This is a genomic window from Bacteroides sp. AF34-31BH, assembly GCF_003602795.1.
Classification (GTDB): domain Bacteria; phylum Bacteroidota; class Bacteroidia; order Bacteroidales; family Bacteroidaceae; genus Bacteroides; species Bacteroides uniformis.
The window spans coordinates 150,036-165,515 of the sequence record NZ_QTLV01000006.1 but is presented as its reverse complement, the minus strand read 5'-3'; the positions used below and the strand labels follow the sequence as shown (position 1 = coordinate 165,515).

Sequence of the window (15,480 nt, the reverse complement as noted above, 5' to 3'; positions counted from 1 at the left end):
AAACTATTTTAAGTATTAAAAAGCTGTAATTAGAGAATGAGAGTAAAATCCCTTTTATGTGTATTCTTCTTGCTGCTAATGGCGGGAGGAGTATTTGCGCAAGTGCAGACCGGGTCTGCCTATCCTAAACGTGAATTTCGTGCAGCATGGATACAGTCAGTAAACGGACAGTTCCGTGGAATGCCGACCGAAAAACTGAAGCAGAATCTGATCGGGCAGTTGAATTCCTTGCAGAAGGCGGGAATCAACGCCATAATTTTCCAGGTACGTCCCGAAGCGGATGCTCTGTATGCTTCCAGACTGGAACCGTGGAGTCGTTTCCTTACCGGAGTGCAGGGTAAAGCGCCCGAACCCTATTGGGACCCTATGCAGTTTATGATTGATGAATGCCATAAGCGTGGTATGGAGTTTCATGCATGGATTAATCCGTATCGCACGAAGACGACCTTGAAGAGTGAGTTGGCTCCCAATCATGTGTACAATATCCATCCGGAATGGTTTGTTACTTATGGCGACCAGTTGTATTTTGACCCGGCACTGCCTGAGAGCCGCCGACACATCTGCATGGTGGTGAGTGACATTGTTTCCCGTTATGATGTGGATGCTATCCATATGGACGATTACTTTTATCCTTATCCCATTAAGGGAAAGGATTTCCCCGACGATGCAAGTTTTGCACGTTTTGGTGGAGGATTCAGCAATAAAGGAGACTGGCGCCGGAGTAACGTGAATGTGCTGATTAAGAAACTGCATGAAACTATCCGTGAAATCAAGCCGTGGGTGAAGTTCGGGGTTTCTCCGTTTGGCATTTACCGGAACGAAAGCAGTGACCCGCTTGGCAGTAAGACCAAAGGGTTGCAAAACTACGATGACCTTTATGCGGATGTACTGCTGTGGGCCCGTGAAGGTTGGATAGACTATAATATTCCGCAGATTTATTGGCATATAGGACATCCGGTTGCCGACTATGAGACACTGGTGAAATGGTGGGCCAAGAATACGGAAAACCGTCCTTTGTTTATCGGTCAGTCCGTAATGAACACTGTGCAGAATGCCGACCCAAAGAATCCGTCAATCAATCAGCTTCCCCGTAAGATGGCTTTGCAGCGGGCTTATCAAACCATCGGCGGCAGTTGCCAGTGGCCCGCCAGTGCGGTGATTGAGAATGCGGGCAAGTATCGTGATGCCTTGATTGCCGAATATCATAAATATCCGGCATTGCCTCCCGTTTTCGATTTTATGGATAACGAAGCTCCAGGAAAGGTGCGTAAGATGAAACCGGTATGGACGGAAGACGGATATATTCTTTTCTGGACAGCACCCAAGTACAAAGAGGAGATGAATCGTGCTGTCCAGTATGTAGTCTATCGTTTTGATGCCAAAGAGAAAGTGAATATAGACGATCCTTCCCATATTGTAGCCATCACGCGCGATAATTTCTATAAACTTCCTTATGAAGACGGAAAGACAAAGTACCGTTATGTGGTGACAGCCTTGGACCGTCTGCATAATGAATCGAAATCCGTTGGAAAGAAGATTAAACTTTAAAAAGAAAATTAAGGATTAGGGATTAATCATTAATCCCTAATCCTTAATTTCCCTCCCTAATAAAGTATCAACCCTGCTATTCCACAGGCTACAATCATTCCTATCGGGTTCAGTTTATATTTCTTTGTACCTATAAATGCCACGAGGAAGATGAGGCAGCTGATGACGAAGGAATATATGTCTTCTTTGGGAGAACTGAAGTTTTCCGAATTCATCAATACCAGCGCGGCTGAGGCCAGCAGACCGACCACTGCCGGGCGAAGCCCACTGAATACCGCTTCTACCGAAGGATGTTTCTGATATTTCAAAAAGAACTTGCTGATGGTCAGCATCAGTAGGAAAGAGGGGAGCACTACGGCAAAAGTGGCGACAATAGATCCCCATACACTACCAGTGGCAGTAAAACCTACATAGGTTGCCGAATTGATACCTATCGGACCGGGTGTCATCTGGCTGATTGCCACGATATCAGTAAACTCTTGAGGGGAAAGCCAGCCATAACGGGTGACTACTTCGCCTTGTATCATGGACAGCATGGCATATCCGCCGCCAAAGCCGAAAAGGCCGATTTTAAAGAATGTATAGAATAACTGTAAGAAAATCATAATCAGAGTGATTAATGGTTAGTGGTTAGTGTGCTTGTCCTGCATCTTTAATTTTAATTCTTTGATTCTTCATTTCTGGAATGTTGAAAACGTCCGAAGAAGTATCCTCCCACTCCTGCAGCAATGATAATCCAGATGGGAGAGAAGCCCAACAGCCAGATGAGCAGTGCTGAAACCACCGGTATCCATATGTTGTATCGGTTTATCCGGGCCGATTTTGCCATGCTGAATGTAGGGGCGGCAATCAATGCAACCACTGCCGGGCGAATACCTTTGAATATACGTTCCACGATGGTGTTGTCCTTGAAGTTGTGAAAGAACAACGCTATGGCGAGGATGATGAGAAACGAAGGAAGTATGGTTCCCAATGCAGTGATTATGCTCCCTCGTATTCCCCGTAGCCGATACCCTATAAAAATGGATATATTGACGGCAAGGATGCCCGGAGCGGACTGTGATATAGCAAGCAGGTCAATGAAATCTTCTTTGGCTATCCAGTTTCGTTTGGTTACGATTTCGTTTTCTATCAGCGGTACCATGGCATAACCGCCGCCGATGGTAAAGGCTCCTATCTTAAAGAAAATGGAAAATGCTTCAAGATATATATTCATATTCAAAATGTTGTAATTTACTTTATTTCTTTATCATCTTTCCCTTCCTTCCCTCTCTTGGCATACTGGCTTGGGCTCATATTGAAATGTTTCTTGAATACTTCACGGAAATATTTCGCATCACTGAAACCGGTCAGCTCTGAAATCTCGGTGATGGTATGCTTTTGTTCTTTCAGAAGTTGGGCAGCATGTTTCAGTCGAATCAGCCGGATGTAGTCAGCCGGAGCTTGGTCGGTCAGTGCCTTTATCTTATTGTAGAAGCTGGTCCTACTCATATTCAGCAGGTTGCAGAGCACGTCGACGTTGAAGCTTGGGTTGTCCATATTGTCTTCGACACTCTTTTTGACGGTTGCAATGAATTTCCAGTCCAAGTCGTTGGAGCAGTTGATGCAATCCGTATTGTTCTTCTCGTCGTTCAGGTCCAGGCTGGCATATTTGTGGCGCAACAGTGCCCGGTTAGTCAGCAGGTTGGCAATGTTTGCCCGCAATATACCGATATTGAAGGGTTTCACAATATATTCATCCGCTCCGCTTTGCAGCCCCTCGATGATATTCTTGTCGGTATTCAGTGCTGTGAGCAGGATGATGGGGATATGTGATGTCTCGATGTCGTTCTTCAGGATATGACACAATTCGTCTCCTCTCATTTCCGGCATCATGATGTCTGAAATGACGAGGTTGGGCATATACTCCTTGACAATGGTCAGTGCTTCTTTTCCATTGGAGCATACTTGTATGTTGTATTGTTCAGACAATGTTCTACGCAGATATTCCCTTAATTCGTCATTGTCCTCTACAATAAGAATTTTCTGGTGGTTACTGTTGTTTTGTGACTGTTGCTGCGTCTTGTCGTAGATGCCACTGGAAGCAGGGGACGATGTAGTAGAGGCATTGATAGGCACTCCGGAGGCCGAATAAACAATCCGTTCGTTTTTGGGTTGAGGGCGTTGGATTGCTTTGCGGAAATGCTTGTTCCCTTTGGGGAACGTGATTTTGATGCAAGAGCCTTTCCCTTCCATGCTGCTGAAGTTGAGCTTTCCTTTATGTAAGCGTACAAGTTTCCCTACCAGAAGTAGTCCGATGCCGCTGCCGGTAACTTTGGAATTGATAGCATTACTGCCACGGAAATGCATCTTGAACAGCTTTTTCTGTTCTGAAGCCGGAATTCCGATACCGGTATCTTTCACCTCAATACTCCAGGTATCTTCTGTCTCGGAAGTAAAGACATGTACATTGCCGCCGTCCGGTGTATATTTCAGTGCGTTGGATATGATATTTTTCAAAATGGAATCCATCTTGTCCTTATCTAACCATACGTTCAGATAACGGAAGCTGCTTTCGTAGGTTAGGTTGATGTGTTTTATGTTTGCGTATGAACGGAAAGCATCGATCGTCTCTTCCATATATGTGCTCAGTTCGTATTCGGATACGTATAGACTTCCGGAATAGGTGTCTGCGCGTTCGAAATTAATAAGGTTGGTGGTCAGGCGCAACAAGGCATTTACGTTTCGCAGGGCTGTATTGATGTTACTCTGTCCGCTGGAAGTCAGTTGCTCGCGTTCGGTGATTTCTTCCAAGGGTGCTTTGATGAGCGTCAGTGGAGTACGTATATCATGCGCCGTATTGACGAAGAAGCGTATTTTCTCATCGGATTCTTTCCGCTGTTTTCTCAAGACTATTATTCGTAGAGTGATGCTTGCAATGGATATGATAATCACTGCATAGAGTATCAGCGCCCAGAAACTGAGCCAGAGGGGTTGCTCGATAATGATGTCCATACTGCGTTCCTCCAGGACAATACGACGGTCTTCGTTGGAGATGGCACGTACGCGGAGGGTATAGTTGCCCGGACTCAGGTTGGTAAAACGGATGACGTTTTCCTCTCCCGGACGGCTCCAACCCTCATAGAAGCCTTCCAGTTTCCAGGAGTACAGAATTAGGGAAGGATAGTCATAGTTGATGTCTGAGACCTGCAATGAGAAGATGTTCTGGTTGTACTTCAAACGCAAGGTTTTTGTCTCGTCAATATCCAGAATAAGTGGAGAACCTTCATCCTTGGGATAAACGGTCTGATAGAATACCCGCAGGTCACTGAATACCATTTTGAACTTATAGTCGCGAGGCAGGATCATGTCTTTGTTGAATTCTATGGCTCCATCCGTACTGCCGAAAATGAAATTGCCGTTTTTCCTCAAGGTGCCTGAGGCTGCGTTGAAATGGTCAGACTTCAGTCCTTGTTCTTTGGTCCAGTTATGGAATGTCTCTTCGACAGGATAGAAGGTGGACAGACCGTGTTCTGTACTCAGAAAGATATTTCCTTTACCGTCAGACAATAGTGTATAGATATTATTGGAAATCAAGGCGCAGTTGTCTCTATGATAATGTCTGAATGTGTTTTTGGTCGTATCATATACCAGTAAACCGGCATTGTTGGTACCGATATACAGCATTCCGTCGGAAGCTTGGCATAGGGAGTAGATGTAGTAGGATTCTACCGGCATCTGGATATAGGTATACTTACCGGTTGCTTTTTCCAACAGGTACAAGCCGGTGGAAGTGCCTATCCACATATGTGTGGAGTCTTTCTCTATGATGGCAGTGATACCATTCAAGCCCGGGAAATGGCGTATATTTTTTCTGGAATAATCTATTTCTTTTAAGTTATAATACCCTCCGGACCAGATGTTTCCTGAAGAATCTTTCATAATGGAACGGATATACTTGTCCGGCCGGATATTCAGATTACTGAATAAAGACGGAGTAAAGAACTCTGTGGACAGTAGTTTCTTGTTGATCTGGTAGATGCCGGAACTATATCCTCCGGCCCAGATGATGCCGGGCTCCACTTCGCACAATGAGATGAAGATATGGTTTTTACTATGGCTTGCGGTGTCGAAACTGCTGAGAAAAGAATGCCATTGTTTCGTCTTGCTATAATAAAGGCTGATGCCGTTATTGGTGGCAAACCATAAATCGCCGTCATGGTCTTCAATGATGGCATTTACCTGGTCATTGATGAGTGACTGTTTATTGCCGATAGAGTGTTTTATCCATTGATAATCGGCATATCGGTTGTTGCGTACAGTTATACCAATGGGATAATTAGCCATCCAGATGCGTTGTTCACTGTCAATGTAGATATCATTGATGGTATTTCCGTTCATTGAGTTGTACCGGTTATAGTCAGCAACAATGTATGGTATAGATTCATAGGTATCGGTATTCATTTTGTAGACACCGGCCCCGTCTGTAGCTATGAGGATTTCATTGTTATTGTAGGCACGGATACAGTTAATACTAACGTCCATCAGTCCGGATGGGATATGCATGACTTTGTGCTCATTCAGGTCATAGGTAAATATTCCCCGTTGGAAAGTACCGATAAAAACCTTGTGAGACGGTTTATGATAGTATAGTTCGTTGATTTGTATCTTCAAGGTGTCCAATTGGTTGCAGGGACTGAGGGTGAGGGTGTTGTTGGCCAGCTCAGCATAATGTATGCCGATGTCGGTCCCGATGAAGAAGTGGGTCGAATCAATCTGTGCGATATCAGTAATTCGTTCTCCTATTTCGTTTTGAATGAATGTCACCTTCTGGGTATTGCTGTCGTACAGATATAGGGCATCTTCATTGCAAAGCCATATTACGCTGTTGGCATCCACAAAACCGTAACTGATAGGGGTTGGACGTCCTTTCACTTCGCTTTCGGGTAGCTTGTATACCAGGACAAAACGGTCGTGTTTTGTATCATAGCGGAACACGCGTCCTTTCTTGCCAATTTCCCATATGGTTCCTTTGGCATCCACATAGAGCCAGTTCAGGTTCATCATGGAATTCACTTCCTCATCTCCATCCATCAGTTTGTACGGCTTGAATTCTTTTCCGTTGTATCGGTCGATGCCGTCGTGGGTAAGAAACCACATGTAACCTTTGGGTCCCTTTTGAATAGCATATACCCGTCTGTTGCTCAAACCGTCTTCCACACCGATGTATTTGTATGTTTGTGCAATGCCTATAATTGGCAATAATAGTAGTATGCAGAAAAAGAAGTACTTTTTCATAATTGTCGAGCGGTTTTTTTGAATGTTGTACTGAGGGAGAGTTGAAAATAAACACAAAAATAATGCTTTTGTTTGAGAAAAGCAAAAAAAGAAAGCGAAGAATAGAAATGTAACAAGCGCGGGATTATTCATAACCCGCGCTTGTTACATTTCTATAAAAAAGGAAGTTCAGTTCATTTTTTATTGGCTTCCACCCACTTGCGTGCATTGACAAATGCTTCTACCCAAGGAGTGATTTGGTCGCTGTTTACGCGGTCTGCGGGGTAGCAACCGTTCTGCCAGGGGAAGATGGCACGTTCCAAGTGGGGCATCATGGCCAGATGACGTCCGTCGGCACTTGCCAATCCGGCTATGGAATAATCTGAGCCGTTGGGGTTGGAAGGGTATTCGTCGTATGAGTATTTCAGCACGACGTTGTATTTGTCCTCGTCGTATGGCAAGGAGAATTTTCCTTCACCGTGAGCTACCCAGATACCCAGTTTGCTTCCACTCAGTGAGCCGAGCATTACGCTGCGGTTGGTGGGGACAGTAACACCGAGGAATCTGGATTCAAACTTGTGTGAGTCGTTATGAAGCATCTTGCCGTTTTTCTTGTGCTCGGGATTGATAAGATTAAGTTCCATCATGAGCTGGCAGCCGTTGCAGACACCCAGTGAAAGCGTATCCTCGCGTGCATAATATTTGTCGAGCGCCTCTTTCGCTTTCGGATTGAACAGGAAAGCACCGGCCCAACCCTTGGCAGAACCGAGGACGTCGGAGTTGGAGAAACCACCGCAGTAAACAATCATGTTTACATCTTCCAACGTTTCGCGACCGCTGATAAGGTCGGTCATGGTAACGTCCTTCACATCGAAGCCTGCCAGATAGAGTGAGTAGGCCATTTCGCGTTCGCCGTTGGTTCCTTTTTCACGGATGATGGCGGCGCGGATACCGGAAGGTGTGCGGCGGTCCGGGTCGATGCCGTATTGTGAGAACTTACCTTTGAAGTCCGGCATGAAGGCGAATTCCACCGGTTGCATCTTGTAGTTCTCGAAACGCTTCTTGGCACAGCCGTTCATGGACTGCTTACGGTCAAGGAGATAAGAAGTAGAGTACCATACATCACGCATATAGTCTATGCCAAACTGATAAGTAGCATCGCCTTTTGATACAAGAATATGGCGTTCGTCTGTCGGTTTGCCGAGCTTCACGTAACCTACGCCTGCATCTTCCAGGATTTGTTTCACTGCTTCCTTATGCTTGTCGCTCACCTGGATGACGATACCCGGGTTCTCTGCAAACAAAATCTTGATAAGGTCTTGCTCCTTGATTTTATCCAGGTTGATTTCCATACCGCCTTCCACATTGGCAAAGCACATTTCAAGCAGTGTAGTGATAAGACCACCGGCAGAAATATCATGTCCGGCAAGAATCAGTCCCTTGTTGACCAGCTCCTGCACGGCAAGGAAAGCATCGCGGAAGTATTCGGCATCTTGCACGCTGGGAACTTCGTCACCTACCTTGCCCAGGGTCTGAGCAAAGGCGGAACCGCCGAGTTTCAGGTTGTCGAAACTGAAGTCTATATGATAAATGGTAGTCTTTTCATTGTTAACCAGCACCGGAGATACGACTTTCTTGACGTCGGAAACTTCTCCACCGGCAGAAACAATTACCGTGCCCGGAGAAATAACTTTGCTGCCGTCGGGGTATTTCTGTGTCATGGAAAGAGAGTCTTTACCAGTCGGTACATTGATTTGCAGGGAACAGCAGAAGTCACTCAATGCCTTTACTGCCGTGTACAGACGGGCATCTTCACCTTCTTGCGAACGGCAAGGCCACATCCAGTTGGCAGAAAGGGAAACGCTGTCCAGACCTTCGGCAAGCGGTGCCCAAACCAAGTTGGTCAATGCTTCGCTGACGGAAAGAACGGAGCCGGCTGCCGGGTCGGCAAGTGCCGCCTGGGGAGCATGGCCCAGAGAGGTTGCGATACCCTTTTCGCCGCGATAGTCCAAAGCTACCACACCACAATCGCTCAGAGGCAACTGCAATTCACCCTGGCACTGCTGGCGGGCAATCTTGCCTGTTACAGAACGGTCTACCTTGTTTGTCAACCAGTCTTTACAAGCCACAGCTTCCAGTTGGAGCACATTGGTGAGGTATTCATGTAGTTGGGAAAGTTCGTATTGGGGCATTTCGTAGTGACGTTCCACGGTCTTGTCCACCATATAGGTCTTGGGGGAAGATCCGAACATCTGTTCTACGGCGAGGTCAAACGGACGTACACCATCAGCTTGCTGGAAGGCAAAGCGATGGTCACCGGTGGTTTCACCTACTACGTACATCGGAGCGCGTTCGCGTTCGGCTACCTTGCGTACATGTTCGATGGCCTCTTCCTGAATCAGCAAGCCCATGCGTTCCTGGCTTTCGTTGGCAATGATTTCCTTGGCGGACAGAGTCGTGTCACCGATGGGCAACTTGCTCATGTCAATCAGACCGCCGCATTCCTCTACCAATTCAGACAGACAGTTTACATGTCCGGCAGAGCCGTGGTCGTGAATGGAAACCACCGGATTGGTCTCTTCCTCACAAAGTGCGCGTACCACGTTGTAGGCGCGTTTCTGCATTTCGGCGTTGGCGCGTTGTACGGCATTCAGCTCAATGCCACTGCTGTAGCGTCCGGTATCTACAGAAGACACGGAGCCACCGCCCAAACCGATGCGATAATTGTCTCCACCGATGACAACCACTTTGTTGCCGGCTTCCGGTGTACCTTTCAAACAGTCACGCTGGGTACCGTAGCCTACGCCTCCGGCAAGCATAATCACTTTGTCGTAACCATAGACTTCATCTTTTTCCTTATGTTCGAAAGTGAGCACGGAACCGCAGATTAGCGGTTGGCCGAATTTGTTTCCGAAATCACTGGCACCATTGGAGGCCTTGATTAGTATTTGTTCGGGAGTCTGATACAGCCATTTGCGTACCGGCAGAATCTCTTCCCAGGGACGTCCTTCTTCCGCACGGGGGTAGGAGGTCATGTAAACGGCAGTTCCGGCAATCGGCCAAGAACCCTTACCGCCGCCCATACGGTCACGGATTTCACCGCCTGTACCGGTAGACGCACCGTTGAACGGTTCTACGGTAGTGGGAAAGTTATGTGTTTCCGCTTTGAGGGAGATGACACTCTTGATGTCTTTTACTTGGAAATAGTCGGGCTTGGAGTGGTCTGCCGGAGCAAACTGTTCGATAACCGGACCTTCGGCAAAGGCTACATTGTCTTTGTAGGCAGAGATAATCTTGTTGGGATTCTCTTGGGTGGTCTTCTTTATCATTTGGAAAAGTGAAGATTCCTGTTCCACTCCATCGATGATGAATGTTCCGCCGAAGATTTTGTGACGGCAGTGCTCGGAGTTGATTTGCGCGAAGCCGAATACTTCGGAGTCTGTCAGAGGGCGCCCGAGATCTTTCTCTACCTTCTTGAGGTAATCCATTTCCTCTTTGGAAAGTGCCAGACCTTCATTCTCATTGTATGCCTCCAGGTCTTTGATGTGTACAATCGGTTCCGGTTGCCGGTTGGTTGTAAATACATTCTGGTCCAGCCCCTTGTACATGCGTTGCAGCATCGGGTCATGGTCTGCATTCTCATCTTTTACGGGGAAGTACTCCTCGATGCGGATAATTCCGTCCAGTCCCATGTTCTGGGTGATTTCTACGGCGTTTGTACTCCACGGAGTAATCATCTCACGGCGCGGGCCGACGAAATGTCCTTTCAGGTTGTCTTCACTTTCGGGGGTGGCTTCTCCAAAAAGCCAGCAGAGTTTGTCACTGTCTGCCTGGGGGAGTTCATGATTACATTCTACGGCAATCACGCTCTTGGATGGGGTTCTGAAAAAAAGAATCATAGTTATATTTACGATTTTACGATTTACGATTTTACGATTGAAGTTACTTTTTTGAGTATCTTCATCTTTTCTTCTTGGGGACAAAGATACGCAAAATCGGTGGGGAGGAGAAAAAAAGAAAACAAAAAACGCATGCAATTTTACTTGCATGCGTTTTTTTGTTCTGTTTTATAAAGCCGGATGTGTATTATTGTATGACGATTTCATCCGTAAATAAGAATTGCTTCTTCCCTTGTATGGCGTGGAAACGTACATACCGTGCTTCAGTAGGGGTGCCGGTCCAGCCGAAATCTCTGAAAATCACGTCTTTTCCGGCCTCCTCCTCGCTGCAAGTATCACTGCCCAGCAGGGTGAATTCTTTGCCGTCCACTGATGCCCACACTTCTACTTTGGCTGGAAGAAAAACCTGTGGGGTACGGATTTGCATGAAGTTGGCCATGACCCGGTGTATAGCGGTCACTTCGCCCAAGTCGATGGTAGCATCCAAATCATTGGGGCAGAATCCCTGCCAACGTCCGTCCATATAGCTTTTACCGCCACGTAGTCCGTCAAGTAGTCCGGTATCGCCACCGCCTTTATACACATCTTTGTTCTGGTAGTATCCGCCATCCGGCGCATAGGTTATCTTTTTGCCTATGCCTTTGTGGTAGTCGGTGCGCAGCTCGAGGCTTTTGCCGAGTGGCTTATTTCCGTCGAAAAGACGGGCTGTCAGCAATATCGAATCTTTTACGGCAAATGGCTTTTTGTATAATTTGGAAGATGCGGTCGGTTCGGAGCCGTCTGTTGTATAGCGGATGTCAATCGGATATTTTTCAGAGGTGAGGGAGAGCATGATTCTCTTCTTGGCATAGTCAACGGTCTGGCTGGTCTGCACTAGTTCGGACAGGGTGAACGGGTTGTAGCCTTTTGCCTTGATATGGCGTATTTCGTTGTTGATACGTCTCTTGAAACTTTCCGGATGCTTGTTCTTTACGGGAGTCCAGCCTACTTCTGCCAGGGCGATGATACGCGGATATATCATGTATTCGGCATGCTCGTAGGTGGGCAGATATTCTGCCCACACATTGCCTTGCACACCTAATATATATTTGCAGATATCTGTTCCCAATGAATCGGGAGCCGGGTCGTAGGAGTAGGTCTGTCCGATGGGGACGCAGGCGCCAAACGCCAGAGGCTGTGTCTCAGGGTCATCCTGGTAGTGGTCCAGATAGCAGTGGCTCTCCGGTGTCATGATGGCATAATGCCCCATGCGGGCGGCGGCAATGCCACCCTCCGTACCTCGCCACGACATGACAGTTGCATTGGGGGCCAGACCTCCATCCAGTATCTCATCCCAGCCGATGATTTCACGCCCTTTGTCGTTGAGGTACTTCTCTATGCGGGCTATCATATAGCTTTGCAGCTCACTTTCATCTTTGAGTCCTTCTTCCTTCATGCGCTTCTGGCATTTGGGGCATGTCTTCCAGTGGCGTCTGCTGGCTTCATCGCCTCCAATATGGATATACCGGGAAGGAAACAGCCGTATCACTTCATCCAGCACGTCTTCGAAGAACTTGAAGGTCTCTTCGTTACCGATACAGACTTCGCCGGATGTATAAGGCTTGCCGGTGCAGGACAATTGCGGATAGGCAGCCAGCACTTCTCCTGAGTGTCCCGGCATTTCTATTTCGGGGATAACGGTGACATGCCTCAAGCGGGCGTATTCTAAAACTTCGCGTACATCTGCTTCCGTATAGTAGCCTCCATAGGCTCCTTCTTCATTCTTCTCGCAGAAGCGGTGGTCGTATTTCCCCCAATCCTGCAGATTGGCGGCTTTTCTCCAGGCTGCGAATTCCGTCAGGCGAGGGTAGCCCGGAATCTCCAGCCGCCATCCGGCACCGTCGGTCAGATGCCAATGCAGGCGGTTGATTTTGTAGGTGGCTATCAGGTCTATTTGCTTTTTGACATAATCCGTGTTGAAAAAGTGCCTTGAAACATCCAGATGCAGCCCACGATAGGGAAATCTGGGTTCGTCCTTGATGGTCGTGACTGGCAGTTCCTTTCCGTTACGGGCTAGTTGTGCCAGGGTTTGCAGGCCATAGAAAGCACCTGCTGCGGAGGAAGCCTGGATATTTACGCCTTGTTTGCTGACAGTCAGGTTGTAGCCTTCGGCAGCGATTGGATTATCCGTTGCGTCCGTTACTTCTATCGTTACAAAAGGGTTCTTGTCGACAAGCTTCATGGGGATGGCAAAGTCCGGCAGATAGGCCAGCAGGTCATCCATGTCTGGTTCTGTCAGATTGGTTGAAAAAGTTACCGTGGATGGCAGTTTGATTGTTTTTGACGTGGTTTGGGTGTACTGCGGATATGGAATCACATCGAGTTCCACGGGAGTTTCGCATGCCGTCAGTAGCAAGACGGTCATGGAAACGAGTGCTAAAGGTCTTTTAAATCGTTTCATTTTGGGGGGATTGTTAAGTTCGGGGGTAAATATACGGAATAATATGCAAAATGGATAATCTTTACTTCTTAAAATCCTTTTCCGTCGAAAAAACGTTAACACTATTCGTTCGTCTCATAAAAAAGTCCGATATTTGCAGCCATGATTCAGATAGAGACCATATTTGACATATTGTGGAAGGGGTTCATTATCGGCGTCATTGTGTCCGCGCCATTGGGTCCTGTAGGAGTATTGTGTATTCAGCGTACTTTGAATAAAGGACGGTGGTATGGTTTCGTAACGGGGATAGGAGCTTCGCTAAGCGATATTGCATATGCCTTGCTGACGGGCTACGGGATGAGTTTCGTTTTTGATTATGTCAACAAGAACATCTTTTACCTGCAGCTTTTCGGAAGCATTCTTCTGTTGGCATTTGGCATTTATACGTTCCGCAGCAATCCGGTACAGTCCATCCGGCCGGTATCCACCAATAAGGGTTCCTATTTCCATAACTTCATAACGGCATTTGCCGTCACACTTTCCAATCCACTGATTATTTTCCTTTTTGTAGGTCTTTTTGCTCGCTTTGCTTTTGTAAGTGAGGGTGTGCTGGTGTTCGAGGCCGTTACCGGATACCTGGCCATCGCATTGGGTGCTTTGGCTTGGTGGTTTGGCATAACCTTTTTTGTCAATAAGGTCCGTACACAATTCAACCTGCGAGGTATCTGGATACTGAACCGTATTATCGGGAGCATTGTCATTGTGGTGTCTGTGCTGGGACTGGTGTTTACGCTGATGGGTGAATCACTGTATTGAGTGGAAAGGTGAAAGTGGGAAGGTGAAAAATCATAATTCATACATTTTATCGTGAAGATTGCGCAACAACTGAAAGAGAAGAATATAGCCGAATACCTTATATATATGTGGCAGGTGGAGGACTTGCTCCGTGCCAACGGCTGTGACATAGACCGGATACGCCAGAACATCATCTTGCGCTATCCGGAGGAGGAACGGCCTGCGCTGGAAGAATGGTATGGAAACCTGGCAGGTATGATGCGTGCGGAAGGCGTAACGGAAAAAGGGCATCTGCAAATCAACCGTAATGTCATTCTGAATCTGACGGAGCTGCATGGCGAATTGCTGGCTTCTACGAAATATCCGTTCTATAATGCGGCTTATTTCAAGGCACTGCCTTTTATCGTGGAACTGCGTCAGAAGAACGGCCGGAAAGAGGAGTCTGAGGTAGACACTTGTTTCGAGGCGCTTTATGGAGTGCTGCTGTTACGCTTGCAGAAGAAGGAAATCAGTCAGGGCACGGCAAAGGCTATGGAGGCCATCAGTGGTTTCATCTCGTTGCTTGCCAACTATTATGACAAGGAGAAGCGGGGAGAACTGGAGTTGATGGATAATTGATAGTGGATGATTGATAATTATGAAGGAAAATATTGTTCATCGTAACATTCTATATATAAGTGTAACTTTATTAAATGAATATTCTGATAACCGGTGCCAACGGTCAACTTGGCAATGAAATGCGAGTGTTGTCGAAAGAAAACGGACAACATGCTTATTTTTTCACTGACGTGCAGGAATTGGACATTTGCGACGAACAAGCTGTGCACGGTTTTGTGAAGGACAACCGGATAGATGTAATCGTGAATTGCGCTGCTTATACGGCGGTGGACAAGGCGGAGGACAATCAGGAATTTTGCGACAAGCTGAATCATGTCGCGCCGGGCTATCTGGCTGCTGCTGCCGAAGCTTGCGGTGCTGCATTGATACAAGTGTCCACCGACTATGTCTTCGACGGAACCGGACACACCCCCTATACGGAAGAGGCGGCTACTTGTCCCAATTCAGTATATGGTTTTACCAAACTGGCAGGTGAGCAGGCGGTGATGAAGCATTGCAGCCGTGCCATGATTATCCGTACAGCATGGCTCTATTCCATTTACGGGAATAATTTTGTGAAGACGATGCTTCGTCTGGGACGTGAGCGAGAGACGCTGGGGGTTGTCTTCGACCAGATAGGCACACCGACATATGCCAATGATTTGGCACGTGCCATTTTTGCGGCTGTCAACCGGGGGATTGTTCCCGGTATCTATCATTTCAGCAACGAGGGTGTGTGCTCGTGGTATGATTTCACGTTGGCTATCCATCGCCTGGCCGGCATAAAGACCTGCAAGGTAAGCCCGCTGCATACGGATGAGTTTCCTGCCAAGGCGCCGCGTCCGCATTATTCCGTGTTGGACAAGACAAAGATAAAGAAGACATTCGGCATCGATATACCCCATTGGGAGGCGAGCCTTGCCGTCTGCATGAAGAATTTGGAAGAGTGATTATTACTGACTAATT

Annotated in this window: 9 protein-coding genes; 4 read left to right on the top strand and 5 right to left on the bottom strand. The window is 47.2% G+C overall.

The features are described 5' to 3' along the window. Positions 1 to 36: 36 nt before the first annotated feature. Positions 37 to 1,548, top strand: coding sequence for a glycoside hydrolase family 10 protein (locus DWZ67_RS11325; protein ID WP_044467939.1), 1,512 nt, complete (start codon positions 37 to 39; stop codon positions 1,546 to 1,548). A 56-nt stretch (positions 1,549 to 1,604) separates the two neighbouring features. Here the strand turns inward: DWZ67_RS11325 and DWZ67_RS11320 are convergent, their stop codons facing one another. The 5 genes from DWZ67_RS11320 to DWZ67_RS11295 form a co-directional block, all read right to left on the bottom strand. Continuing rightward, positions 1,605 to 2,153, bottom strand: a complete 549-nt coding sequence (locus tag DWZ67_RS11320) for a chromate transporter (RefSeq protein ID WP_119958152.1) — start codon at positions 2,151 to 2,153, stop codon at positions 1,605 to 1,607. Positions 2,154 to 2,206: 53 nt separating this feature from the next. Continuing rightward, positions 2,207 to 2,764, bottom strand: a complete 558-nt coding sequence (locus DWZ67_RS11315; RefSeq protein ID WP_119958157.1) for a chromate transporter — start codon at positions 2,762 to 2,764, stop codon at positions 2,207 to 2,209. A gap of 17 nt (positions 2,765 to 2,781) precedes the next feature. Then, positions 2,782 to 6,825, bottom strand: a complete 4,044-nt coding sequence (locus DWZ67_RS11310; protein WP_120138853.1) for a two-component regulator propeller domain-containing protein — start codon at positions 6,823 to 6,825, stop codon at positions 2,782 to 2,784. Positions 6,826 to 6,998: 173 nt separating this feature from the next. Continuing rightward, a complete protein-coding gene (purL, locus tag DWZ67_RS11305) occupies positions 6,999 to 10,703 on the bottom strand; it encodes a phosphoribosylformylglycinamidine synthase (RefSeq protein WP_120138851.1) in 3,705 nt (1,234 codons plus the stop codon). A gap of 187 nt (positions 10,704 to 10,890) precedes the next feature. Then, the gene (locus DWZ67_RS11295; protein WP_120138849.1) at positions 10,891 to 13,143 is read right to left on the bottom strand and encodes a family 20 glycosylhydrolase; all 2,253 of its coding nucleotides are present in this window, start codon (positions 13,141 to 13,143) and stop codon (positions 10,891 to 10,893) included. A gap of 141 nt (positions 13,144 to 13,284) precedes the next feature. On the opposite strand from DWZ67_RS11295, the gene DWZ67_RS11290 reads away from it, so the two are divergent. From DWZ67_RS11290 to rfbD, 3 genes are all read left to right on the top strand, one after another. After that, positions 13,285 to 13,938 (top strand): LysE family translocator, encoded by a 654-nt coding sequence (locus DWZ67_RS11290; RefSeq protein ID WP_008663916.1) that lies wholly within the window; start codon positions 13,285 to 13,287, stop codon positions 13,936 to 13,938. Positions 13,939 to 13,989: 51 nt separating this feature from the next. Continuing rightward, on the top strand, positions 13,990 to 14,535 hold the full coding sequence (locus DWZ67_RS11285; RefSeq protein ID WP_009036564.1) for a DUF4924 family protein: 546 nt from the start codon (positions 13,990 to 13,992) through the stop codon (positions 14,533 to 14,535). A gap of 74 nt (positions 14,536 to 14,609) precedes the next feature. Next, a complete protein-coding gene (gene rfbD / locus DWZ67_RS11280) occupies positions 14,610 to 15,464 on the top strand; it encodes a dTDP-4-dehydrorhamnose reductase (protein WP_009036565.1) in 855 nt (284 codons plus the stop codon). The last annotated feature ends 16 nt before the right edge of the window (positions 15,465 to 15,480 follow it).

Excerpts from the sequence above, each read along its gene's own strand:
- DWZ67_RS11315 (WP_119958157.1), bottom strand. The coding sequence starts at position 2,764 with ATGAATATATATCTTGAAGCATTTTCCATTTTCTTTAAGATAGGAGCC.
- DWZ67_RS11295 (WP_120138849.1), bottom strand. The coding sequence starts at position 13,143 with ATGAAACGATTTAAAAGACCTTTAGCACTCGTTTCCATGACCGTCTTG.
- DWZ67_RS11290 (WP_008663916.1), top strand. The coding sequence starts at position 13,285 with ATGATTCAGATAGAGACCATATTTGACATATTGTGGAAGGGGTTCATT.
- DWZ67_RS11310 (WP_120138853.1), bottom strand. The coding sequence starts at position 6,825 with ATGAAAAAGTACTTCTTTTTCTGCATACTACTATTATTGCCAATTATA.
- DWZ67_RS11320 (WP_119958152.1), bottom strand. The coding sequence starts at position 2,153 with ATGATTTTCTTACAGTTATTCTATACATTCTTTAAAATCGGCCTTTTC.
- purL (WP_120138851.1), bottom strand. The coding sequence starts at position 10,703 with ATGATTCTTTTTTTCAGAACCCCATCCAAGAGCGTGATTGCCGTAGAA.
- DWZ67_RS11325 (WP_044467939.1), top strand. The coding sequence starts at position 37 with ATGAGAGTAAAATCCCTTTTATGTGTATTCTTCTTGCTGCTAATGGCG.
- rfbD (WP_009036565.1), top strand. The coding sequence starts at position 14,610 with ATGAATATTCTGATAACCGGTGCCAACGGTCAACTTGGCAATGAAATG.